Genomic DNA, 22,284 nt, shown 5'->3' with positions numbered 1-22,284 from the left:
GGCCCAGCATTAGAAGATATTTCTTCAAGGTTTTCTCTTTTGAAACCGAGTTCTTTACAAATAACTTCATTGTGTGGTTTAGGTTGGAGAGTAGAAGAACCGCCATAATCGCTTCCAAACAAGACATTGTAAAAATAGAGCGGCATATGCCGCTCTATTTTTTTCGAACTAAGTGAATAGATAAGAGTTTTTTCTTCGGGTCTCTTGATATCGTCACTTCATCAGTCATAATGCCTACTAGATGTAATTCTGCATCTGTATCTCTCTCGCTCGAAAGACTCCAGTACATTTCTTCCAACTCATAATTCCGAGGTTGACAGAGAAGATTTTTCATTCTTTGTAACCGCTCTTCTGATAGATCTTGAAATACCCCTGTTATGTGAATGAGAAAAGCATCTGGATCCTCACAAATATGAAGATTAATATTGTTACAACCTAGAAAAGTGAGAAAATCATTAATGAGTTCCCCTGCCATTTTTGTCACTCGAATTCGTTCCTGTTTCATGATCTCTTATCACCTCCGGCAAAGGCTTCGATTAACGGCAACAGTACGGCAGCTACTAGCCCTCCAGAAAATCCATTATTGTAAAGGTTAAATCCTGCGTGGAGCATTCCTACATTCAAAACCACAGAAGAATGGATAAAACCCGCAAGTACTCCATATTTCCATCCAAATTCCCCTGTAATAGGTGCGAGAGTTGTTCCAAACAAAGCGGCTAATTGAATGGGCGGAGCGGCAAGACTCCATTTTTTTGTTATGGCTCCTAGTGCTATTCCTAAAATAATGGGGATGGTATTTCTTGGGTGTTTTCCAAAGGCACTAAATCCGACTACAGTTAAGATGCCACCTATGGTAGGCCCGTTAAGATCTCCGCCTATAACAAGAATATAAAAGGTGGCTAGAAGTCCCATAGTCCCCATATTCATTAAGGTAGCACCCCATCCTTCTAAAATAACAAAGTCAGACACGGCACGTCCACTATAGGCCATTACCCACTTTATCTTACTCCACCTGTCAAGGGTGAAAGCGGTACAAATCATGATAATAAAAATGGCGATGAAAAATATCCCTAAAAGCTTGTTATTGCCAGTAGTCCAGATCATCCGGGTCTCCACTAAAAGCCCGTAAGAACGGAGAATAGATACATAGACTGTCCCTAAAACACCTGTTACAAATCCTACATTGTAAAGGTTGTATCCTTGGTGGAAACGCAAAAAAGCCGAAACGAGGGGAGGGAGCATCATCCCTACAGAAATTCCTAAAATAAAGCTTGCTAATGGGCGCAATAAAAGAGGTAAAAGGGAGCTGAAAAGTAGGTGGCTGACAAGAGGGGCTAAAGCCGTTCCAAAAAGAGCGATATAAATGTACCGAGAGAAATGTTCTTTTTGGTAGAGAGAGTAGAAATAAACTCCTAACACTATGGGCCAAACGTTCAATATGTTCTTTCCAAATAGTGCAAAACCAGAAACTGTTAAAAGAGAAGAGATAGAGATGCCGGTAATGTTGATTTTGAAAAAGAACAGAAGAGCCGTCATAAGGAAAGTAAGAAGACCACTATTAAAAAAAGCAGCACCAATGCCACCGATTCCTATATAGTCGCTAATAAGATAATCTGGGTCTTGTATAATGGCGCAGACGCCTTTTAGCAATGTGGCAGGGGACGATGACATAACTACACCAAAAATCATAAACAAGCAACAGAAAGCGCATAAACCAATGTAAGGGCCGTAGCGAATGGGTTGAAGGGGGCCCTTTTTCTTTATAATTTTGAACAACGCACATCTCCTCCATTTCTATCTTTATTATTATGGGGTGAAGATGTGCTACTTTAATTTTTGCTTTACCGACGCTATTTTCCCCTCCATAGACAGGTCTTTATCCCGACGTTCATCGATTTTTAGTGATGTAGATACTCGAAGAGCCCCTTTGTGAAAAGGTACTTCGTGCGCTGCTTTTGCGGCTTTTAATACCTCGTCTAGATCGCCTTCAAGGATGGTTCCCATGGGAGTAAGCTCCTGCTTTAAGTTAAATGTGGCAAGAACTCTTTCTACATTGGCAACATAACTGCTAACACTAGGGGAGCCTGTCCCTAATGGTACAACTACTAACTCTGCTATTACTTTCCCCATTTTCCCACCTTCTTTTTATTTTATATCTAAGACCCCTTGTGAGCCAGGTTCTTTAACTGTTGCAACTCTTCAGGAGCGATGTCTTCTGAAATATATCCACAGTAAGCGGTATTATTTTGATAGAGAGGCTCCTCTTTTAATAAGGGAAACTTTTTTGCGCAGTCTTCAAACATGACTGTTCCAGGAATAGGCGAATATTCTGCAGTTTTTACAGTGGCCCCTAAAGAACGAACAAAGGAAATAGCATTGTAAACACTTTGATAGCTTTGCTCTGGTAGCCCAATGAGAATATATGTTTCTATGTCGTGATGAGTATAGCCAGCCTTTAATAAATTTTCCACAGCTTTGACGTATTGATGGTCTGATACCTTACTGGAGCTAGCCTGTTGTATTACAGGATCCGTGCTTTCTAAGCTGAGGCGGATGGTTTTGAATCCAGTTTCACGTAGATAATGAGCGCATGTTTCGTCAATTTCTCGAACATGAAGACCATTAGGGGTATGGTAATGTAGATGATGAAAGTTTTTCTGCAATTCATTGCAGAGAGGGTAGAAATGCCGTTCTTTATTTATTAAGAGAGCATCATCATAAAAAGCCATGTCCTTTACACTGGAAATACCATCTTGAAAGGTAATTTCTCGCATAATTTCTTTAAGCGAACGCTGTCGATATGTGGGCCAAAGTTTTTTTGATGCGCAGTATTCACAATGCAAAGGGCATCCTCTTGAAGTCATTATTATTCCATATTCAGGTTCTTCATAGAGATCAAGTGCAGGAAAAGGGCTCTCAAGGAGGAATGGTTCTGTTTGTACTCCATCGGCACCAAGTGTTTGAGCATGTTCGGGACAAAGTTGGGCGTAAATTCCTCCTAACAATATTGGTGTGTGAGGGAAGAATTTTTTAAGTCTGTCAATGCACCATTTTACGCCGAGATACCAATAGGTCATTCCGGATGTGAGAAGAATTAAATCTGGCTGTTGTATTTGAGAAAGCTTCTCTTCGAATGCTTCTTCTGTTATCCCAAAATGATAATATTTTCGTGGAATATGTTGATAAGGGGTGGGCTTTTTTATTTGCTTTCGTTGTGGTTTATAGCGGCCAAAACCTTTCGGCTTGTCGCGTCCTTCATAGATACAATCAAGAAGAGAAACATTGTTTTCGTGTTTTCTTAAATACTCTAGTATATATAATAACCCCAGCGGCTTAGCCCAAAAATCGAAATAGGCGAAGTCAAATACAGGAGGATTAACTCCGAGAATGTTTTTATGTTTCAAGTTGTTTAGTAATAAAGAGAAGTTATTCATAATATGAGTAGTATAGCAGATAATATATTCACGTGATGTTGGGGTGCATAAGGTACACAATCCTTTTACGCCAATGAGGTATAATAAATAAGAAGGGTGAATGTTAAGGAGAGTCTAACGATGGGGATCGTAAGCGTCGGTAATCTACGAGAAGGAATGGTTCTTAAAAGCGACGTACATGCTCCGAATGGTCGGTTTGTTCTTGGGAAAGGGACATCTCTGAAGGTGCAATATGTTCAGATATTTAAAATTTGGGGAATTACTGAAGTTGATGTAGAGGGTGTTGATGACCACCAAATTCATGAGGAGCAAAAGATAGAAGAATATAAGCAAAAACGCGCAACAGATCTTGTGGAAAAGTATTTCCCTGCAGTAGATTCCCTAGAAGAAGAAATGAAGGAGCTTTATCAACTGTGCGTAAAAAGAATGGCTTTTTTGCTCCCTTCTCGTCTTTTACCAGATGAAGAGAAGCGAGATTTTGCATCGCCTCTACGTTTAGGCTTTTTGCGTACGGAAAGCAAGTTGCCCCTGCCTTCTTTAGACAAGTTGGTTACAGGGGAGATCCGTCTTTTTTCCTTCCCTGATATTTATTTTAAGATTCAAGAGGTTCTGAACTCTCCTGTGAGTTCGGCTACTCATATTGCTAAAGTTGTAAGCACAGATCCCAGCCTGACTGTCCGATTACTGCGCCTTGTGAATAGTTCTTTTTATGGGTTCCCATCTCCTATTCAATCAGTGTCCAGAGCTATTGCGATAGTGGGTGCTAATCAGTTAACATCTCTTGCTCTTGCTGTCTCCACGATAAATGTTTTTAAAAATATACCTTCTTCGTATGTAGATATGAAATCTTTTTGGAAACATTCCATTGCATGTGGTGTTTTTGCAAGACTTCTTGCCTATATGAAACGTCTTCCTTCAGAAGAGCGTTTCTTCCTTGCAGGATTGCTTCATGATATAGGTCGAGTGGTACTTTATACGAAACTTCCTCAATATATGACCCGTGCTATTGAAGAGGCAGAAAGGGAAAAGGTACCCCTGTTAATAACCGAGTGCCGTTGGTTAGGTTTTGATCACGCACAATTGGGAGGACTTCTTCTAAGGGAATGGAATATACCTGAATCTATTCAAATTCTTGTAGCCCATCACCACTCACCTCTGGACGCAGAGGATCATGAAAAAGATGCCGTAATAATATGTGCCGCTGATCTTTTAGCTAATGCCACACGTATAGGAACCAGTGGAAATTACATAGTTCCTTCTTTCTCAAAAGAGATGTGGGAGCTTTTAGGGTTGTCGAAGGGTATGTTGGAAACGGTTCTGGTGCAAGGAGATCGCCAAATTGCGGAGATTATGAAAATTTTCCTTGTAGCATAGATAAATGGAGAAGTAGAATGGATCCTTATCAAACCATCGAATCTTTAGAACAAAGAATGAAGAATTTGTTAGAAGAAAAGAAGGCAGTCCAACAGGTACTGGAAGCTGCCATTAGTTCCGCTGGCTTTACTACGGGGCTAAACCGATCTATGGATGTTGAGACGATCCTGCAGCAAGCTGCGATGCGGGCGCGACTTTTTGTAAAGGTAAAAACTATCGCCTTTTACCTTTTCTCTGAGGATGGTTTAGATTTCACCTGTTATTATTGTGACCCTCAGGAAGGGTTCCCTTTTATTGAAAAAGAAAAAGATAATCTGATTGAGGACAGGACTGTGGCATGGGTTATTGACAGAAATAGACCTGTTGTCATCCGTTCTTCTGATGACACCTCGTTTCTTCTTTTACACTCCATTATTAATCAAGGGCGAACGTTAGGCTTAATGGTAGCCTTGCTAGATGAAGATCCTTCAGAGATTCTTGATATTTCTTATGCTTTTTTGACGGTGGTTTTGAATTCCATCGCGAACATGCTAAGAGATGCTGAATATTATAGCCTTATCAACAGCCTGAACGAAGAGTTGAATATGAAGGTCAAACGGTTAGAAGAATCAGAACATCAGTTGGAGCAGGCAGTGCAGGCGAAAGACCGTTTTCTGGCCAATGTGAGCCATGAAATTCGCACTCCTATGAATGCTATTCTTGGAATGGCTCGTCTACTACTCGACTCTTCTCTTGACGATGAACCACGTGATATGGTTCGAATTATTTTCAAAGAGGCTCAAAATCTTTTGCGTCTCATTAATGATATCCTTGATTTTTCTAAAATAGAAGCAGGTAAAATTGATCTAGAAGAGGTTCCCATTTCTATCTTTAATCTTGTCGAGGACGTTATAAAAAGCATCCGTCCTCTTGCAGAGCGAAAAAGGCTTGAATTGAGAGTTCATGTTCACGAAGATGTTCCACCTGTTTGCGTGGGAGATCCTGGACGTATTCGACAGATTCTTTCCAATTTATTGGGGAATGCGTTAAAATTTACTCATGTCGGGTATGTTTCTCTTGAAGTGCTGGAGCGAATAGAAGCTATTTCGGGTTCTCGCATGCTGTTTTTTAAAGTCTCGGATACAGGTGTGGGAATTCCTGAGGAGCAATTCCCGAAGCTTTTTCATTCTTTCACTCAACTTGATCCCTCCACAAGCCGAAAATATGGAGGAACAGGTTTAGGTCTAGCTATAGTAAAAGACCTCGTCGAACTGATGGGTGGTTCAGTAGGGGTAAACAAACAAGAGAATCATGGCTCGGTTTTTTGGTTTACATTACCTCTAAAAGAAACAAGAGAAAGGCCCGTTAACGATCCTCCCGAAGCAGCAGAAGAGGAGGAAACTTTATTGTCTCCTCAGCCCGTGATGTTTTCTAAAACTCCCTACGTTCTTGTTGTTGAAGATTCGGAGACGAATAGAAAAGTAGCTCTCGGCTTTCTTCGAAAGCTAGGCTGTACAGCTGAAGCTGTTTCTGGCGGGGAAGAAGCTTTGGAGGTTCTTGGACGAAAAGAATATGATCTTATTTTTATGGATATACAGATGCCAGGAATGGATGGTTTAGAGGTGACGCAGGCCATTCGGTCGACAAATCTCTGTGGGAAAAACAATCGAATCCCCATAGTGGCTATGACAGCAAATGCCCAAGAAAGCGAGAAGAAGCGATGTTTGTTGAAAGGAATGGACGGGTATCTTACAAAACCTATCATAATGAAAGAGCTTGCGGATATGTTGATAACACAGCTAGAAAAGCCCCTTGTTGCTTTTCAGAAGCAAGAGCTTTTGCAGAGATTAGATGGAGATGAAGAGCTCTTAAAAGAAATACTTCAGACTTTTCGGCAGGATCTTCCTAAACTTTTTCAGTCTTTGCTGGAATCTGTGGAAAAGGGGGCAATTCGAGAAGTTGCTCGATTTGCCCATACTATTCGAGGAGCAAGCGCTAATGTCGGGGCTATTCCCATCAGCCTTCAGGCAGAGGTTTTGGAAAAAGAAGCAGAATGCATGGGATCAGGGCCCTTCCAAGACGCCCTTCGATCTTTGGAGACGCATATAAAATTATTTATGGAGGCTACATGTAAAATAGAATAGCCTCCCAAACGAGGGAGAGCAATGAAAGTTCTTGTGGCAGAAGATGATGTTACGTCGAGATTTATGCTCCAGTCTCTTTTACAAAAATGGGGATATGAAGTTCTAACTGCAGCAGATGGGGATGAAGCTTGGCACATTCTCACTGGTGAGGAAGCGCCGAAACTGGCTATTATTGATTGGCTCATGTCAGGTTTAGAAGGACCGGAGATATGCCGTAGATTGAGAGAGCGTGAACAAACTAAAGGGAACTCTATTTATACGTATTTGATAATGCTTACAGTGCGGGATGAAAAAAAACATATTTTGACAGGTCTTGAAGCTGGAGCGGATGACTATATTACAAAACCTTTCGATGCTCAGGAGTTGCATCTTCGTGTGGGGGCTGGGAAACGTATAGTTGATTTACAAGAAGCCCTCCGTTTCCATGCCGATCACGATACTCTTACAGGCCTTCTAAACAGGCGGGTGGTTTTTGAGCATTTAGAGATAGAGATAGCCCGGTCTGAAAGAGAGGGCCACCCTTTAAGCATCGCTCTTCTTGACCTCGATCATTTTAAACAAGTGAACGATACGTATGGCCACCTTATAGGCGATGAAGTGCTTCGAGATGCTTCTTCTCGTATTATTCAGCAAGTTCGAAGATATGACATTGTCGGTCGCTATGGCGGGGAGGAATTTTTGCTTATATTGCCGGGAGCCAGTCGAGATGAAGCTTTTAAAATAGCCGAGCGAGTAAGGAAAAATATTGTAAGTTGTCCCTTTAGCTCAGGGGAAATCTTCCTTTCAGCAAGCCTTGGGGTTGCATTGTATAATAAGGCGAGTTCCGTTGACGAGTTTATTTTTGCTGCTGATACAGCGCTCTATCGAGCTAAAAAGAATGGGCGAAATCAGACAAGCTTCTAGGTGAGAGAACCGAGAGAGGTGAAAGAAATGGGGAAAAATATTTTTAAAGTATTTCTTTGTGCCGTTTTTCTTGTAATGCTGGGAACTTCAGCAAGTTGGGCGAGCGACTTTTCTGTACTGGAAATCCGAGAGATTGCAGTTAAAGGACATAAATTGCATATTCGGGGAGACGTGGATCTTCCCCAAGGGGCCATGATCCATTTAGCGTTGAATATCCCTGGCCTTGGCGGACCTGGAAATAGTAAAGATGTTAAGGTACATGTAAATAGCAACCACTTTTTTGTGCAAGTGCGCCTTCCTAAAAAGGGAAGAGAAGGAGATATATGGTCAGGCCTTATCAGAGCTATTTTTAGGCCATCCCAACAAGATGAACATATAAAAAAGAAAGTGGGAAATAAGGGGGAGAATCTGAAAGGTGCCAAGGTAAAAATTGAGAACGGTGAAAAGATTCTTGTGGATATAAAGAATTTCTCTTTTTAACTGGTGCATAGCAAGAATTTCCCTTCCAGCCGGTGCGGGAGTATTCCCTCTTTTTATCTCTTTTTTGAAAAGAAGAGATCTAAAAGTTTGCGAGTCCCTGCCTGATATGTGAGAGCTGATATGTTTTCAAAGCTGATCCAGTGAAAAGTTTTTTTTACTGGGTCAGGTACAGCATAGGGTAGAGATGTTGTATAGCCTTGGAGGTGGATGCGAGTATTCATTATCGAGTGTTGTATAGATCCGATCTCGTGAAATTTTTGCGTAGCCATCCATTTTTCGGGCAGTTCTTTCCTGAAAATGGCGTGATAATCTTCTTTGCTATCTTTAATTCCCCACGGCAATTCCCATAGTCTGCTCCACGGGCCGTCCAGAGGCCTTTGCCGAAGTAATAGCATGTCCTCACACAAAATAAGTGCTGCTACTGCTTCAACTTTTTTAGGTTTATCTGAATATAGAACTACGGGTCTCTCTCTTTCTGTTCCCGTCTTGTGCGCTTGGCAGAAGGGGCTAATTGGGCAATCAATACATCGGGGAAATTGTGGAACACATATAAGGGCTCCCAACTCCATGAGTGCCTGGTTAAAATCTCTAGGGGTATCGTGGGGCAAAAGTTGAGAAGCGAGGATATCTACGGTTACCTTTCCCTCTCCAGCATTTACAGGTATAGCAATGTCGGCTATTCGAGAAAGAACTCTTCGTACATTCCCATCGATTGCTGTATAGGGCATATTATAAGCAATACTAAGAATGGCTCCAGCCGTATAGGGCCCAATGCCAGGTAATTCTCGGAGAATGTTTTCGTTTGGCGGAATTGTTTCGTACCCCATAGATAGCAACATTTGGGCTGCTTTGCGAATATTTCGAACACGAGAATAATAGCCTAGCCCTTCCCAGAATTTTAAGACCTCTTCTTCTTGTGCTTCTGCTATATCGTGAAGACTTGGGAAGCGCTCCATCCAGCGGAGAAAATAGGGAATCACTCGATCCATTTGTGTCTGTTGTAACATGATTTCTGAAATCCATACCTCATAGGGACGATAACAATGGCGCCATGGTAGGTCCCTCTTATTTTGACAAAACCAGCAGAGCAACTCTTGATTAATTTTATTTCTTTCAATGTCCTTAGAAGATATTATTCGATTCTTTCCCATAGCGTGTGAATCCTTGAAACTTCTGCTCCATCAGATTGTCGGGTAATAATATGGTCAAAAGAGTTTGAAGCTTTTTGCCTTTGGGTTTGTACAATAGCAGCATCTCCATACATGAGTTGTTCCTTAAAAATAACGTTTATCGTCACCGGCCTCTGTGTTTGCAAAACTTCAGTGGGTACTGTTTCTGCAGCCCATTCTACATATACAGCGTTGTTTACATGATTATTAATGTCCAGATCCCGCATTCGGACGGGAAAAGACTCTTCTAAATCTATATGTTTTAAAGGCGGTATTGGTGAAAAAGAGAACTCAAAAGGAACTACTTCTTCATAGTATTCGGAAGAGACATGACGGTCAAGACGTACCGGTTTGTGGCTTTTATAGTCTATAATAATCCAAGATGTTACGGCTTTCCCGAGGGCTTCTCCAGATTGAGTGCGAATCTCAAAAGCTCGTAGAGAGTAGAGGTTCTTTAATGGGGAATGCCACGTGCGAATTACGAGACTTTCGTCAAGTTTTGGGTATCGTATCATTTCGAGGTGGTATCGATGAAGCACCCATGTATACCCTTTCTCCATGAGTTGTGGTATTGAGATGTTCATTCGGGAGGCATCTTTATCGGCCATGTCCTGAAGATAGTTAAAAATGGGGCCTAATTTAAGTTGCCCTTGTCCATTCACTTCAAAAAAACGGATATGTATTGTTTCTTCATGCATTCATATGTCCCTCCATCATTTCTTTCAATCGTGCTTATTGTAATGCTCCTGCTCTTGTCATGGCAAGGTAAAGTAGATTTCCACAAGGGGGGTGGCGTTCATGACACATCTTGATTGGCGTAAAGAAGCTGATTTTATGGTAGCAACTCAAATAGAGAGTCGTGGAGTGAGAGATAAACATGTTCTTGCTGCGATGAAACGAGTTCCAAGACATCTTTTTGTTTTTCCCGAATATATTTCTCTTGCTTATTTTGATGCCCCTCTTCCCATTGGTAAAAATCAAACTATATCTCAACCGTATATGGTTGCTCGTATGACGGAACTTTTGAGAGTATCTAAAGGAATGAGCGTATTAGAGGTAGGCACAGGTTCTGGATATCAAGCAGCTATTTTGGCGGAAATGGGTGCCTCAGTTGTCTCTCTTGAACGCATAGAATTTTTAGCACAGAGGGCCGAAGAGGTGCTTTCGCAGCTCGGATATTCCGTAATGGTCGTTGTTGCTGATGGTCGACAGGGATATGCTCCGAAAGCTCCATATGATGGAATCCTTGTGACGGCAGCGGCAGATATAGTGGAAGAACCGTGGCAAGAACAACTTGCTATGGGGGGGCGAATAGTTTTGCCCCTTTCAATAGAACCAGGGTTGCAGCGTCTATTGGTAATGGAGAAGAAGGGAGAGGGGCTATGGTTAGAGAATTGGTATGACTACTGTCGCTTTGTTCCAGTCGTGTCGGGAATAAGTAAACAAGAGATACATGAGAACAACGACACTTAAGGGAATTAAAAAAGGCGGGGTTTCCCCCGCCTGAAGAGCTAGAAGCTATATCGCCATGTGAGGTAAACGCTTCGTTCGGGGCCGTAATAATTCCAACCGGCAGAATTATATGTAAACTCTTCATCAAAGAGGTTATAGCAGCTTAAGCGGACTGTATGATCACCAGATTTCCACTCAGTGAAAATATCTGTCTGGAAATAGTCGTCGCCGGGATTATAAAGTTTTCCTGTCCAATCCTTTTGAGCAGGGGTTGTAGATCGGTTGGCGACGAAGCTACAGTTTATTCCAGTTGTCCATGGACCGTTGTGATATGTGAGAGAAGACATAAATTGCCATTCCGGCAAGCCGTAGCTATTTTCCCAGTTTCCAGCATTCCCTTTTTTCTCCTGAGCTTTTTGCCACGTTCCAGAAAGACCGAAACTCCATTTCTCTGAAAGATTCCATTTGTGACTAGCTTCAACTCCATAAGATCTAAAGTCGTCCATATTTTCATAGGTGTTACTGCGCCAGATGATTTTATCTTTCATATTAGAGTAAAAGATTCCGAGGCCCCAATTCCCAGAGTCATTTGCTCCTTTTATTCCCAGATCATAATTCCATCCTTTTTCTGGCTTGAGGTTGGGATTCCCTTTAGTTCCCCATGGACCATTTGCATGAAGTTCATACATGCTAGGCATAGCGAAGAAACGCCCGGCAGAAATATACCAGGCAGTGTTGTTGTTGAGCGGAAGTTGAAGGGTCATTTTGGGCATGAGTTCATTATAGTTGTCTGCGTTATCCTGGCGCCATATTTCGTATCGTAATCCAAGGGTTCCGATAACATCGCCAAAAGGACGAGAGAGTTCTACAAAGGGGGCGTAATTTGTCCGATCCTGGTTTATTTCAGGGTCAAAAGTAGATGGTCTGTATGTTGTTTCTTCTTTTCTATATGTCATTCCCCATGAAGCAAGAGTAGCGCCCCATTGGCTTCGTTTCCCAAACTCCGTAGTAAAAGCCCGATCTTTGTAATAGTTATCTTGATTTTGCTGGATATAATATCTCTGGTCGTTATAACCCATCAACACATAGTAGCTGTTCCCGTTGTAACGGAAAGAATGTCGCTGATATTGTCCTTTCTCTTTGTTAATATCTACTGGGACCATCCAGCCCGGAGTTTCATATGTGTTCTTAAATTCCCCTGTTTCACTTTTAAAATTCCAGTCTTTGCCATTGAGAGTTACGCCGTAAGCATTTTCTTTATAGTCGAGGGCATTGTAGATTTTTTCGGTCTGTTCAAGTAAGCGATGCTCTCCTTCTTCTTTGTGGGAATACCAGATGCCAGCATTGATTTTTTCTCCAGCACCCTCTCCTTGGACAAAGTACCGTCGCCAGTCATTAGGACCGACCTCTCCTTCTATAGTTATTCCCTCCGTGGCTTTCCGGGTAATTATATTAATAACACCACCGGCAGCCATGGAACCATAAGTAGCTGAGCCAGTTCCTTTGACTACATCAATGCGCTCAATGTTGGAAATCGGGAAATCTCGAAAATCAACAGAGGCAGCGCCAGCTCCATGGGATGAGCGGTAATAGGGAACGCCATCAACTAAAACAAGCACTTCAGTTACGTACCCTCTCATAGAAATTTGAGAGTTATTCGAATGACCAGTCTTTTGCTTTACATAAATTCCCGGTACATTCTGTTCAAGAATGGTTGCTAAATCTCTGGATCCGCTTCTTTCAATTTGGTCACGGGTAATAACGTAGGTTGGAGCTGGAACTTCTTCCAGGCTTGTCGCCAATCTACTCCCTGTAACTATTTCCTCAGGAGCATCGTAGACTTTTTCTGCTCCTATTGCCGCTCCTGCCATAAAGACAAAAGTCGCAGCCATGCACGCCGCAATGAGTCCTTTCTTCTTAACCACCATAGTCCCCCCTAAAAATATAAAAATGGCGAGAAGCAAGGTTGACACGACAACCTCTTCTCGCCATGTATAAGGCTAGGAAGATAGTCATCACACCACGCCCTCGCATGATAATGACTCTTGTCTTCCAGCCGGTCTCCTGACTCCAGTTCATCCTCCCTCGTACCTTCCCAGTTTTCCCAGTGGTATTACGAGTTTGTCTCTGTTACAGTGGCGGGGCCGTTCTGGTTTCACACCAGATTCCCGAAGCTGGAAAACATAGATCCCTATTTGATTTTGTAGGCAATGATAGCGATAATTGGAATTGACCTAATCGCACATTTACTATTATACATATCTTACAATAAAAAAATCTACTAAGAGGAACTCTTTTGTGAAAAATATGAAAAAAATTAAATGGAATCTCTTTAATGTTTTACTTTGGGTATGGGGTTTTGTCCTTTTGTATCCCGTCCCTTCTTTCGCCTCTTCTATGGAACTTCAATATGCTAAAGGTTTTAAGGTGAGCAGAGAAGAGGGATATAGCATAGTCACTGTCGTCCAACCTTGGGCTGGAGCCCGGGAAGGGCAACAGTATCTTCTCGTATCACAGGGGGCCTCTATCCCTGAAAGGCTTGCCCATTTGCCAATTGTACATGTCCCAGTTCGACGAGTTATTACCACATCCATGACCATGCTCCCTTTTATAGAGGAACTTGGCGGAGCGGATGTATTTGTGGGGGTGGGAGGGAAACGATATGTATATTCCAACGTTATTCGTAACTCTGATCTCCCTGACGTAGCTGCTGATGCAGGGGCAGGATTGCGCCTCGACGTGGAAAAAATTCTTTCTTTACGCCCGGATGTCGTTTTTGTTTATGCGTATACGGCAACAGAGAAAGAGGCTGCGGATCGGTTACGGCAACTTGGAGTCCCCCTTGTTATTGCGTCAGATTATTTGGAAGAAGAACCTCTCGGTATGGCAGAATGGATTAAATTCGTGGGTTTGTTCCTGGGCGAAGAAGGGGAGGCAGATGCTTTTTTTCGGCGAGTTGCTGAACAATATAACTCTCTCGTACAAAAAGTGCGGGATATGACGAAGGAACGCCCTACAGTTATGGCAAATGCAGCTATTGGCGGGACATGGTATGTTCCAGGAGGACGAAGCTGGCCTGCTTACTTGCTTCGTGATGCAGGAGGCCGCTATCTTTGGTCTGACCTTAATCAGCGGGGAGGGGTCCCCATAGATTTTGAAAATGTGTTAGAACGAGCTATCTCCTGTGATTTTTGGATTAACGCTTCTTCATGGCAAAGCTTAGAGGACGCTATAACTGAAGATCCCCGTTATGAAACGTTTCGTCCCTTCAAGGAAAGAAGAATTTATAATAATAATGCTCGTGTGACGAAAAGTGGAGCTAACGATTATTATCAGCAGGGCATCATGCGCCCAGACTTGATTTTAGAAGATTTAATTGCTATTTTACATCCTCATTTACTGCCAAACCACGAGCTCTTTTTTTATCATCAATTGTCAGAGAGGAATATACCATGAAATATCGCCAGATGTTTCTTTTTGTGGCGCTCCTTGGGATCGGTGTAATTTTGGTAGCTCTTACCCTTTCTTTAGGATCTGTTTCTATCCCCTTTTCGGCTCTTTTACAAAGTCTTTTAGGGAGTGAAAGGGTCTCTGAGGAGTGGCGAGTAATAGTTATGGAATTAAGATTTCCTCGGGCCCTTACTGCATTTTTTGCTGGAGGAGCTCTCTCTGTGTCAGGTTTAGGGATGCAAACCCTTTTTCAAAATCCTTTAGCCGGTCCCTTTATCCTTGGTATTAACGGCGGAGCGAGTCTGGGTGTAGCAATGGCCACTTTAATAGCTGGGTCTTTGGCTAATGTAGGACTTGCTGGTGCGGCGTGGTTGGGTAGCTGTCTTATTATGATGGCCATGTTGGCTGTAGCAGGTAAAATTAAGGATAATACTACTCTTCTTATTTTAGGTCTCATGTTTGGATATGCAGTGAGTGCTTTGGTGAGCGTCTTAATTCATTTCAGTACTCCAGAACGTATTCAACAATTTGTAGCGTGGAGTTTTGGAAGTTTTTCCTCTGTGTCCTGGGGGCAGCTTTCTTTGTTAGTACCTGCTTCTATTCTTGGTTCTGGCGCAGCTTTTATTATGGCAAAACCTCTCAACGCTCTACTCTTGGGAGAGTCATACGCATCTACCATGGGAGTCCCTGTAAAGAGGGTTCGTATCCTCCTCATAGCCCTAACGTCTTTCTTGGCGGGAAGTGTCACAGCTTTTTGCGGTCCAATTGCTTTTCTGGGGGTAGCAGTTCCTCATCTATGTCGGGGCGCATTTAAGAGCGCCGACCATCGTTTTTTAGTACCAGCTTGTGCGTTAGTCGGTGGGAATCTTGCTCTTTGCGCTGATTTTATAGCCCATGTCCCTGGTAGCTCTATCGTTCTACCTCTTAATGCTGTTACATCTCTTATAGGAGCTCCTGTTGTGGTATGGGTTGTCTTTCGGAGTAGAAGGAAGGAGGAGATGTAGCATGGATACTGTCCATCCTCCTCTCCTTACTGTGGAAGATCTTACCATTGGTTATCCTGTAAAAAAGGGATATTCCGCACCAGTTGCTCAACATATGTCTTTTACTCTGTGGCCTGGGGAGATCGTTTGTTTAGTAGGCCCTAATGGTGCAGGAAAAACTACACTCTTGAAAACACTTGCAGGAATTCTTAAACCTCTGTCTGGGATTTTGCAGATAAAGCAGCACAACATAAAGACCCTTTCTTACGTGCAGCGATCAGCCTTAATGAGTTTTGTAATGGCTGGCCGTCCAGATGTTCAGGGACTCACCGCTTTTGAGCTTGTCTCACTGGGACGCTATCCTTATACAAATTGGCGTGGTGAATTGGAGCAGAGTGATCACGACATTATACGTGCATCTTTGGAGCAGATGCAGGCATGGCATCTTTCTCGCCGACTCTTTTCCGAATTGAGCGATGGAGAAAGCCAGCGGGTCCTTATTGCTAGAGCTTTGGCTCAGACAACACCTATTCTTTTGCTTGATGAACCGACGGCTTTTTTAGATTTGCCTCGCAAAGTGGAGCTCTTATCTCTTTTGCGAAACTATGCCTGGTATGAGAAGAAAGGGATCATTTTGTCCCTTCATGACATAGACTTAGCCTTACGTTTTGCCGATCGTCTTTGGTTATTATCCCCAGAAGGAATTTCTTTCTCAGGTGTTCCTGAGGATTTGGTTCTTGCGGGAGCAATTTCTTCTGTCTTTTCAACAGAGAATATTCATTTTGATATAGGAACGGGGGAATGGAAGTTAAACGGAAACGGAAAGGGAAGTTCTGGGCGTTTTGTTGCTGTAACAGGTACGTCTAATGAACTTTTTTGGACTTGCCGAGCATTGAAGAGAAAAGAATATACGTTAGTTCCTCCTGAAAAAGCGAAAGTTTCTATCTTTATACGTAGCGGGGTAGATCCTTTTTGGGATCTTTCTTTCCCCGAGATGGGGGAGAGAAGGGTCTCCTCCCTTGCGAAAACCTTAGAGCTTTTAGATGAATATTTTAATAAAGTTCCCCATTAATCTTTGAGGGAAAAAATGACGGGGACTCTCACAGTTCCTGTTAAATCTTCAGTAAAAAGCCATTGTTTAATGGCAGTCAATGCGGCCTGATCAAGTCGCGAATAGGAGCTGGATTTCTCTATACGTACTGTTATGAGATCTCCTTTATGCACATGAGCGAGAAGGGTTACAGTTCCTTCTTCTCCTTTTCTACGGCTGATTAGAGGGTATTGGGGGTGTACGCGCTTTTTTATTGTTACAGATGAAAGCTCGAAGACGGAGGGCAATTCTCCATGTCCAGAGCCAACCCCACCTTTTTTGCAGAGCCCTTGGTCAGCGCTTATTTCCTCCCCTTTGCCATGTCCTTCTACTGTGCCAGCGGACGTTCTCTCTGCCTCCTTCTTTGCATCATCATTCATGTCTCCTTTTGTGTCCGAGCCAGAGAGGGTATGGGCAACAGTCGTAGTAGTGATTGTTCTTTCCTCCTCCTCTTTTTCTTTTGTCGATTTTTCGAGGTTGCGAAGGGCTGTTGCTTGCTGTGCTTGTTGCTCTTTCTTGTTTTCAATCTTTGAGATTTGTTGTTGAGGTGCAGACAGAAATGTAGGGGATAGCGTTTGCATGGAAGATAAATGCGCATCTTCTATCTTTTTTGAAGGTTGAGAGCCTGCTCCTATTGATCTATCCTCAGCACGTTCTGAACATTGCCCCGGTTTCGTTGTTTTGACAAGCGTAACTATCATAAGCGGCTCTGAGGATAGAGGTTCGCTCGGTGGCAATTTGGGCAGGCAAAAAAACAGAAGAACATGTAAGAAGAGGCTACATAGAAGAGGAGGAACAAAGCGTTTTGCCATACTAATCCTCCTGAAGGGCTAACCCTACAGACTGGATCCCGTTTTGATTGAGACGAGATAGGAATGACGCTACATGTCCATAAGAAATGCTACGGTCCGCTGCAATTAAAAGAGTTTTCCCTGCCTCCTGCGCCTGTCTCGCCAAGGTGATGAGATCCTCTTCAGAGACAGCGCCCTCTTCCCAGAAAAGAGTCCCCTCGGAATTTATTGTTATGTAAACAGCGAGAGCGGCGTCTACAGTAGATGCCTGTCCGTTTGGAAGTTGCACTCTTATCTGACTTTGCCCGAAAGTTGTCGTAAGGACAAAGAAAATAATAAGAATAAAGAGAATATCAATAAGAGGGGTGATATCTATTTCAGGCAAACGGCTGCGAGTCGACCGAAAAGTCACTGTTTATTCCCCCGCGTGGTGGGAGCGCGTGGTTTCTATAAGTTTCTCCCGAATCAGAAAATCGGCACCCCTAAAAAGTGTTTCTTCTTGGTCGTCTATTCGAGAGACGAGAAATGTGTAACCCAGAACAGTTGGAACAGCCACGCTGAGGCCAGCAACGGTAGTGAGGAGCGCTTGCCAAATGCCACCAGCTAAAGAGATCATCGGTGCTTGCCCTGCGGTAGGCAAACTCCTGAAAATCTCTACCATGCCAAGAACGGTACCAAGTAGCCCTAATAAAGGAGCAACGCGGGAAATAGTGCCGAGGAGAGTGAGCCCTTTCATCCAACGAAAGAGCTCTCGACGTATCTGTTGCTCAAGTAAGAGTTTAAAAGCTTCCGTATCAACTTGCCAATGGGTAACAGCAGCAGAAAAAAGGCAGTGAAGGGAAGATTTTCCACCTTTTGCTATTTCCACAGCTTGTTGCGAGTCATTGTTAAACAGAGCCTTGCTGAGAGCTAATTCTAACGCTTCGGCATCTGTAGAAGCTCTTTTGAAAAAAAAGAGTCGCTCGATAAAAATAGCAAGAGCTACAATTGAAAGCCCCAATATAATCCACATGAGAGGCCCTCCTGCGTTCATAAATTCCATTTCGCTCACCTCATCGTTAAAGAAATCTCTCTGGTAAGTATGATAAATCTCTGCCATATTGTCAAAGACTGGAAAAATCTCTAAAAAAGGTTGACGAAACACAATTACTGTCTTAAAATTCAGTACAATTTATCCCCTCAGGAGTACTTTAATCCCCTAAATAAAAACTCATGAGGATTTAGTTTGAGGCTATTCATTCCATATCGTGATGCGTGATATGGAAGCCAATTTTTATTCTTTATATATTTTATCGAGGGAGTGGTTCATAGTGGAGAACACGGGTAAGCCCAGAGAAGGCTTTTCGTCAGGACTCGCAGTCTTTTTCGCCTCTTTAGGGTCGGCAGTTGGTCTGGGTAACATCTGGAAATTCCCCTATTTGACAGGGTCAAATGGTGGCGGCGCTTTTCTTTTTGTCTATTTTATATGCATTCTTTTTGTAGGCATACCAGTCCTTCTCTGTGAGTGGTATATAGGCCGGCGTACCCGACACAATGCCATAGGTGCTTTTGAAAGTTTAAAACCAGGATCCCTTTGGAAGGGAGTCGGCGTAATGGGGGTCCTCTCGGCCTATCTAGTTATGTTCTTTTATACATGTGTTGCAGGCTGGGTTTATTTCTATTGCTTCAAAGCTCTTACAGGTGCGTTTGCTTCTATTAGTGCCGAGAGTGTTGAGGGGCTTTTTGGTGAGGTTATTGGGGTAGGGACAGCTGGGCAGTCTTTCTTTTCGAAGGCTGTTCTTTCCCCTATCTTTTGGCAGTTTATAGTGCTTTGTGTTGTTGGATTTGGCATCTCTATGGGTGTGCGCGGTGGAATAGAGCGAATTACTAAGACTCTTATGCCGCTGCTTTTTGTTCTTATCGTAATTTGTGACATCCGGGCCCTAACTTTGCCTGGCGCTGGAGAGGGTATTCGATTTCTTTTTCATATAGATTTTTCTCGGATTACCCCTTCAGTGGCCTTAAGCGCTTTGGGGTTAGCTTTCTTTAAATTGTCTCTAGCTATGGGTATTATGATCACGTATGGTTCTTATTTTACCGAGGATGTTCACCTTTTTAAAACAGCTGGGAAAATCGCTTTTTCAGATACGCTCGTCTCTATGTTGGCGGGACTGGCCATCTTCCCAACAGTTTTTTCTTTTGGAATGGAGCCATCGGCGGGGCCTGGCCTTCTGTTTATGACTATTCCGCTGGTTTTCTCAAAAATGCCCTTTGGAACGGTTTTACTTGCCGCTTTCTTTTTACTAACGTCTTTTGCTGCTACAACGGCTCTTCTTTCTCTTATGGAAGTTCCAGTAGCTTTCTGGTCTGAAGAGTTCAAGATGTCTAGAAAGAAAGCAACCTTTATGAACTGTCTTTTTATTGGACTGGTCGGTATTACTGCGACTCTTTCTGTAGATAGTTCAAGTCTGTTAGGTGGAATAAAGCTTTTTGGAGATGGATTCTTTGATTTTTATGACCATTTATCCTCTAACATTATTATGCCTCTTGGAGGATTGCTTATTGCCATTTTTGTAGGATATTTTTCAAAAAAAGAGGACGTGGCGTACGAACTTTCGAATCATGGTACCCTTGAGAACGGTTTTTATGTGCGCTTTTTCTCTTTTGTTATACGCTATGTTTCGCCAGCATTGCTTGTTATCATTTTACTAAATACCATTGGTATCATATCTTTTTAGATAAGGTCTATTGTAAAAAAGAGAAGGGGCTTGATCCTAGGATCAAGCCCCTTCTCTTTTTATTTATCATGAAGAAGATCCTTTAAAAAAGGAGGCAAAACAAAAGCTGCTTTGTGAATGTCGCGAGTGTAATATTTAGTTCCTTCTGGCACGGTGTGCCTTGGAGTCGATGGGTCGACTTCTCTCGAACCGATAGTATATGTCCACATCCCTGATGGATATGTAGGCATAGCTCCCCAACACAAGGATGTTATTGGATAGACACTTTTCATGTTTTTATATGCTTCTATCATAATCTTCGTATCGGAGAATGGAGACTCTGTCTGGGCAATTATTATTCCATCTTTCTTAAGAGCCTTTTTCACCTCTTCATAAAAACTCGATTCGAAAAGTCCTGCGGCAAAGTCCACAGGGTCTGTACTGTCGACAATGGCCACGTCAAAACATTCAGAGACGGAACGTATATAGGATAAAGCATCTTCAGAACGTATTTCTGCTCTAGGGTCATCCATAGCGCAACTAAGAGTAGGAAGATATTCCTTTGCTGCTTCAATAACGTCGCTATCAATATCGATGAGGACAGCTTTTTCTACGTTTTTATGTCGAAGAACCTCGCGAAGAACCCCACCGTCTCCCCCTCCTACTATAAGTACGTGTTTGGGATCGGGATGGGCACAGAGAGGGATATGAGCCATCATCTCTGAATAGCAGAATTCCTCTCTTTCCCCTATTTGTATAGCGCCATCAAGAACAAGCATCCGACCATACTCTGCCGTTTCCACAAGCAGGATTTCTTGGTAATCGGATTTCTTGTTTACAAGTACGCGATTTACCCTTAAGCTCAACTTCATATTTGGAGTCTGCTCTTCCGTTAGCCATATCTGGTTAAATCTTTTCCCCCGGCGTTCCAAAAAGCACCATCTCCTTTCGATGTTTTTGGCCCTGTGCGTTACTTCTCCTTATGAGACCCCCGAGGTAAGATGTAAGCTGCCAGAGGTGGGAACCCATTAAAGTAAATAGACGAGTAACTTTGAGTATAGGCACCAGTAGTAAAAATGTAGACACGGTCACCTTCCTCTAAGGTTAATGGCAGTTCATATTTTTCTTGCTCGTAAAGGATGTCCATACTGTCACATGTGGGACCGGCCAATATTACTTCTTGAGTCAACCCTGTTTTTTCTACATAAATCGGGTATTTAATCGATTCATCCAATGTTTCAATAAGCCCACCAAACTTGCCAACGTCGAGATAGACCCAACGATATTGATTATATTCAGATTTTCTTGAGACAAGAACTACTTCTGAAACCAAAACTCCTGCATCGCCAGCCATATAGCGGCCGGGCTCGAGAAGAATTTCGGGGAGGTCTTCACCAAAATCTTCCTTTAGATAACGAGTTATTTCAGTGCCGTATACATCAGGGCCGACGGTAGGGTAAATATATTTTGAAGGGAACCCTCCGCCCAAATTGATCATTTTAAGCTTTATCCCTTTTTCAGCTACTGCATCAAAAAGGTATTTGCATGTGGATATGGCATGGTCCCATTGACCCAGGTCTCTCTGTTGAGAACCCACGTGAAATGAAACTCCATAGGGAACCAATCCCAACCCTTTCGCCATAATAATAAGCTTGTAAATAGTGTCAGGATGGGCTCCGAATTTCCTGGAAAGAGGCCAGTCGGCCCCGCTTCCATCAGTGAGAATCCGGAAAAAGACCTTAGAGCCGGGAGCATTTTGGGCGAGCTTGTAGAGGTCGTTTTCCGAGTCTGTGGCAAAAAGGCGAACTCCTTTTTCATATGCATAAGCAATGTCTTTTGCTTTCTTAATTGTGTTACCATAACTGACACGATCCGGTGTTGCTCCAAGGGCTAGAACCTGATTCAGCTCATAGACTGAAGCAATATCGAAACAGCTGCCCTTTTCTACGAGCAGCTTCACCACGTCATCAAGCGGATTAGCTTTTACAGCGTAATAAATTTTCGCAAAGGGCATCCCTTTTTGAAGAGAGTCGAACTGCTCTTCTATCTTGTCTAAATCCACAATAAGACAAGGGGTTTCTTTGTTGCCAGCAAAAGCCTTTATTTCTTCGAATTTCTCTCGGGGCATATACCGCTCGATATCAAATTCGTAGTGACGGGATGTTTCCACTGCAGCACCTCCAGTAAGAAAATTTCTGTTTATATTTTATAGTAAAGGTACGAAGATTTTTGCGCAATAACATAGAGGGAGTCTTTCCTTGACAGAGGCTTTTCATTCTCCATAAACTATATTTGTGCGCATTGAATATAAAAAGATACATGATTTTTTTAAAAAAAGA

The 22,284-nt window shown here is 42.7% G+C and carries 22 protein-coding genes and 1 riboswitch; of the genes, 9 read left to right on the top strand and 13 right to left on the bottom strand.

The window, feature by feature from the left end:
• Positions 1-154 precede the first annotated feature (154 nt).
• Genes K360_RS0110015 through K360_RS0110000 form a run of 4 tightly spaced genes read right to left on the bottom strand, consistent with a single transcriptional unit; the run spans position 155 to position 3,494 of the window.
• The gene (locus K360_RS0110015; RefSeq protein WP_024823017.1) at positions 155-505 is read right to left on the bottom strand and encodes a hypothetical protein; all 351 of its coding nucleotides are present in this window, start codon (positions 503-505) and stop codon (positions 155-157) included.
• Positions 502-1,776, bottom strand: a complete 1,275-nt coding sequence (locus tag K360_RS0110010) for a DUF1576 domain-containing protein (protein WP_024823016.1) — start codon at positions 1,774-1,776, stop codon at positions 502-504. The genes K360_RS0110015 and K360_RS0110010 overlap by 4 nt, the downstream gene beginning before the upstream one ends.
• A gap of 48 nt (positions 1,777-1,824) precedes the next feature.
• Positions 1,825-2,130, bottom strand: coding sequence for an MTH1187 family thiamine-binding protein (locus K360_RS0110005; RefSeq protein WP_024823015.1), 306 nt, complete (start codon positions 2,128-2,130; stop codon positions 1,825-1,827).
• Positions 2,131-2,156: 26 nt separating this feature from the next.
• Positions 2,157-3,494, bottom strand: coding sequence for a B12-binding domain-containing radical SAM protein (locus tag K360_RS0110000; RefSeq protein ID WP_245587117.1), 1,338 nt, complete (start codon positions 3,492-3,494; stop codon positions 2,157-2,159).
• A gap of 60 nt (positions 3,495-3,554) precedes the next feature.
• On the opposite strand from K360_RS0110000, the gene K360_RS0109995 reads away from it, so the two are divergent.
• The 4 genes from K360_RS0109995 to K360_RS0109980 are packed head-to-tail and all read left to right on the top strand — an operon-like array spanning position 3,555 to position 8,314.
• Complete coding sequence (locus K360_RS0109995) at positions 3,555-4,808, top strand: HDOD domain-containing protein (protein ID WP_024823013.1); 1,254 nt, start codon at positions 3,555-3,557, stop codon at positions 4,806-4,808.
• Between the two features lie 17 nt (positions 4,809-4,825).
• On the top strand, positions 4,826-6,931 hold the full coding sequence (locus tag K360_RS11135; protein ID WP_024823012.1) for a GAF domain-containing hybrid sensor histidine kinase/response regulator: 2,106 nt from the start codon (positions 4,826-4,828) through the stop codon (positions 6,929-6,931).
• Between the two features lie 21 nt (positions 6,932-6,952).
• Positions 6,953-7,834, top strand: coding sequence for a GGDEF domain-containing response regulator (locus K360_RS0109985; RefSeq protein ID WP_024823011.1), 882 nt, complete (start codon positions 6,953-6,955; stop codon positions 7,832-7,834).
• 27 nt (positions 7,835-7,861) lie between these two features.
• Entirely contained in the window at positions 7,862-8,314 is a 453-nt protein-coding gene (locus K360_RS0109980; RefSeq protein WP_024823010.1) for a hypothetical protein, read from the top strand.
• Positions 8,315-8,367: 53 nt separating this feature from the next.
• On the opposite strand, the gene mutY is transcribed toward K360_RS0109980, so the two are convergent.
• Both mutY and K360_RS0109970 read right to left on the bottom strand, forming a co-directional pair.
• On the bottom strand, positions 8,368-9,465 hold the full coding sequence (mutY, locus tag K360_RS0109975) for an A/G-specific adenine glycosylase (protein WP_024823009.1): 1,098 nt from the start codon (positions 9,463-9,465) through the stop codon (positions 8,368-8,370).
• The gene (locus tag K360_RS0109970) at positions 9,447-10,181 is read right to left on the bottom strand and encodes an acyl-[acyl-carrier-protein] thioesterase (protein ID WP_024823008.1); all 735 of its coding nucleotides are present in this window, start codon (positions 10,179-10,181) and stop codon (positions 9,447-9,449) included. The genes mutY and K360_RS0109970 overlap by 19 nt, the downstream gene beginning before the upstream one ends.
• A 100-nt stretch (positions 10,182-10,281) precedes the next feature.
• Between K360_RS0109970 and K360_RS0109965 the strand changes: the two genes are divergently transcribed.
• Positions 10,282-10,956 (top strand): protein-L-isoaspartate(D-aspartate) O-methyltransferase, encoded by a 675-nt coding sequence (locus tag K360_RS0109965; RefSeq protein WP_024823007.1) that lies wholly within the window; start codon positions 10,282-10,284, stop codon positions 10,954-10,956.
• A 38-nt stretch (positions 10,957-10,994) separates the two neighbouring features.
• On the opposite strand, the gene K360_RS0109960 is transcribed toward K360_RS0109965, so the two are convergent.
• Both K360_RS0109960 and K360_RS11375 read right to left on the bottom strand, forming a co-directional pair.
• Positions 10,995-12,863 carry a TonB-dependent receptor plug domain-containing protein gene (locus K360_RS0109960; protein ID WP_156923407.1) on the bottom strand — a complete coding sequence of 623 codons (1,869 nt, stop codon included), beginning with the start codon at positions 12,861-12,863 and terminating at the stop codon, positions 10,995-10,997.
• Positions 12,853-13,014: a hypothetical protein gene (locus tag K360_RS11375; protein ID WP_156923406.1), complete on the bottom strand. Its 162-nt coding sequence runs from the start codon at positions 13,012-13,014 to the stop codon at positions 12,853-12,855. Before K360_RS11375 ends, K360_RS0109960 begins: the two co-directional genes overlap by 11 nt.
• A riboswitch (cobalamin riboswitch) is annotated at positions 12,973-13,129 on the bottom strand. Its footprint overlaps the gene before it by 42 nt.
• 113 nt (positions 13,130-13,242) lie before the next feature.
• On the opposite strand from K360_RS11375, the gene K360_RS0109955 reads away from it, so the two are divergent.
• Genes K360_RS0109955 through K360_RS0109945 form a run of 3 tightly spaced genes read left to right on the top strand, consistent with a single transcriptional unit; the run spans position 13,243 to position 16,440 of the window.
• Positions 13,243-14,391: an ABC transporter substrate-binding protein gene (locus K360_RS0109955; RefSeq protein ID WP_245587118.1), complete on the top strand. Its 1,149-nt coding sequence runs from the start codon at positions 13,243-13,245 to the stop codon at positions 14,389-14,391.
• A complete protein-coding gene (locus K360_RS0109950; RefSeq protein WP_024823004.1) occupies positions 14,388-15,389 on the top strand; it encodes an iron ABC transporter permease in 1,002 nt (333 codons plus the stop codon). The genes K360_RS0109955 and K360_RS0109950 overlap by 4 nt, the downstream gene beginning before the upstream one ends.
• A gap of 1 nt (position 15,390) precedes the next feature.
• Positions 15,391-16,440, top strand: coding sequence for an ABC transporter ATP-binding protein (locus tag K360_RS0109945; protein WP_024823003.1), 1,050 nt, complete (start codon positions 15,391-15,393; stop codon positions 16,438-16,440).
• Here the strand turns inward: K360_RS0109945 and K360_RS11130 are convergent.
• The 3 genes from K360_RS11130 to K360_RS0109930 are packed head-to-tail and all read right to left on the bottom strand — an operon-like array spanning position 16,437 to position 18,261.
• Entirely contained in the window at positions 16,437-17,270 is an 834-nt protein-coding gene (locus K360_RS11130; protein WP_024823002.1) for an energy transducer TonB, read from the bottom strand. The genes K360_RS0109945 and K360_RS11130 overlap by 4 nt on opposite strands.
• Before the next feature lies 1 nt (position 17,271).
• Positions 17,272-17,661, bottom strand: a complete 390-nt coding sequence (locus K360_RS0109935; RefSeq protein WP_024823001.1) for an ExbD/TolR family protein — start codon at positions 17,659-17,661, stop codon at positions 17,272-17,274.
• Positions 17,662-17,664: 3 nt separating this feature from the next.
• Positions 17,665-18,261: a MotA/TolQ/ExbB proton channel family protein gene (locus tag K360_RS0109930; RefSeq protein ID WP_245587116.1), complete on the bottom strand. Its 597-nt coding sequence runs from the start codon at positions 18,259-18,261 to the stop codon at positions 17,665-17,667.
• 298 nt (positions 18,262-18,559) lie between these two features.
• On the opposite strand from K360_RS0109930, the gene K360_RS0109925 reads away from it, so the two are divergent.
• Complete coding sequence (locus tag K360_RS0109925; protein WP_024822999.1) at positions 18,560-19,966, top strand: sodium-dependent transporter; 1,407 nt, start codon at positions 18,560-18,562, stop codon at positions 19,964-19,966.
• A 59-nt stretch (positions 19,967-20,025) separates the two neighbouring features.
• Here the strand turns inward: K360_RS0109925 and speE are convergent, their stop codons facing one another.
• Positions 20,026-20,877, bottom strand: coding sequence for a polyamine aminopropyltransferase (speE, locus tag K360_RS0109920; protein ID WP_024822998.1), 852 nt, complete (start codon positions 20,875-20,877; stop codon positions 20,026-20,028).
• Between the two features lie 38 nt (positions 20,878-20,915).
• Complete coding sequence (locus K360_RS0109915) at positions 20,916-22,115, bottom strand: type III PLP-dependent enzyme (RefSeq protein ID WP_024822997.1); 1,200 nt, start codon at positions 22,113-22,115, stop codon at positions 20,916-20,918.
• Between the last annotated feature and the right edge of the window lie 169 nt (positions 22,116-22,284).

The organism is Aminobacterium mobile DSM 12262 (genome assembly GCF_000526395.1).
In the GTDB taxonomy this organism is placed as follows: domain Bacteria; phylum Synergistota; class Synergistia; order Synergistales; family Aminobacteriaceae; genus Aminobacterium; species Aminobacterium mobile.
Note: the sequence above shows the minus strand (reverse complement) of the source record. Positions and strands in the feature narration are given on the sequence as shown.

Bases quoted from the DNA above. Each gene is read 5' to 3' on its own strand.
- K360_RS0109960 (WP_156923407.1), bottom strand. From the start codon at position 12,863: ATGGTGGTTAAGAAGAAAGGACTCATTGCGGCGTGCATGGCTGCGACT.
- K360_RS11375 (WP_156923406.1), bottom strand. From the start codon at position 13,014: ATGAACTGGAGTCAGGAGACCGGCTGGAAGACAAGAGTCATTATCATG.
- K360_RS0109980 (WP_024823010.1), top strand. From the start codon at position 7,862: ATGGGGAAAAATATTTTTAAAGTATTTCTTTGTGCCGTTTTTCTTGTA.
- K360_RS0109930 (WP_245587116.1), bottom strand. From the start codon at position 18,261: ATGTGGATTATATTGGGGCTTTCAATTGTAGCTCTTGCTATTTTTATC.
- K360_RS0109955 (WP_245587118.1), top strand. From the start codon at position 13,243: ATGAAAAAAATTAAATGGAATCTCTTTAATGTTTTACTTTGGGTATGG.
- K360_RS11135 (WP_024823012.1), top strand. From the start codon at position 4,826: ATGGATCCTTATCAAACCATCGAATCTTTAGAACAAAGAATGAAGAAT.
- K360_RS0109950 (WP_024823004.1), top strand. From the start codon at position 14,388: ATGAAATATCGCCAGATGTTTCTTTTTGTGGCGCTCCTTGGGATCGGT.
- K360_RS0110015 (WP_024823017.1), bottom strand. From the start codon at position 505: ATGAAACAGGAACGAATTCGAGTGACAAAAATGGCAGGGGAACTCATT.
- K360_RS0109970 (WP_024823008.1), bottom strand. From the start codon at position 10,181: ATGCATGAAGAAACAATACATATCCGTTTTTTTGAAGTGAATGGACAA.
- K360_RS0109945 (WP_024823003.1), top strand. From the start codon at position 15,391: ATGGATACTGTCCATCCTCCTCTCCTTACTGTGGAAGATCTTACCATT.
- mutY (WP_024823009.1), bottom strand. From the start codon at position 9,465: ATGGGAAAGAATCGAATAATATCTTCTAAGGACATTGAAAGAAATAAA.
- K360_RS11130 (WP_024823002.1), bottom strand. From the start codon at position 17,270: ATGGCAAAACGCTTTGTTCCTCCTCTTCTATGTAGCCTCTTCTTACAT.
- K360_RS0109965 (WP_024823007.1), top strand. From the start codon at position 10,282: ATGACACATCTTGATTGGCGTAAAGAAGCTGATTTTATGGTAGCAACT.
- K360_RS0109995 (WP_024823013.1), top strand. From the start codon at position 3,555: ATGGGGATCGTAAGCGTCGGTAATCTACGAGAAGGAATGGTTCTTAAA.
- K360_RS0110005 (WP_024823015.1), bottom strand. From the start codon at position 2,130: ATGGGGAAAGTAATAGCAGAGTTAGTAGTTGTACCATTAGGGACAGGC.
- K360_RS0109985 (WP_024823011.1), top strand. From the start codon at position 6,953: ATGAAAGTTCTTGTGGCAGAAGATGATGTTACGTCGAGATTTATGCTC.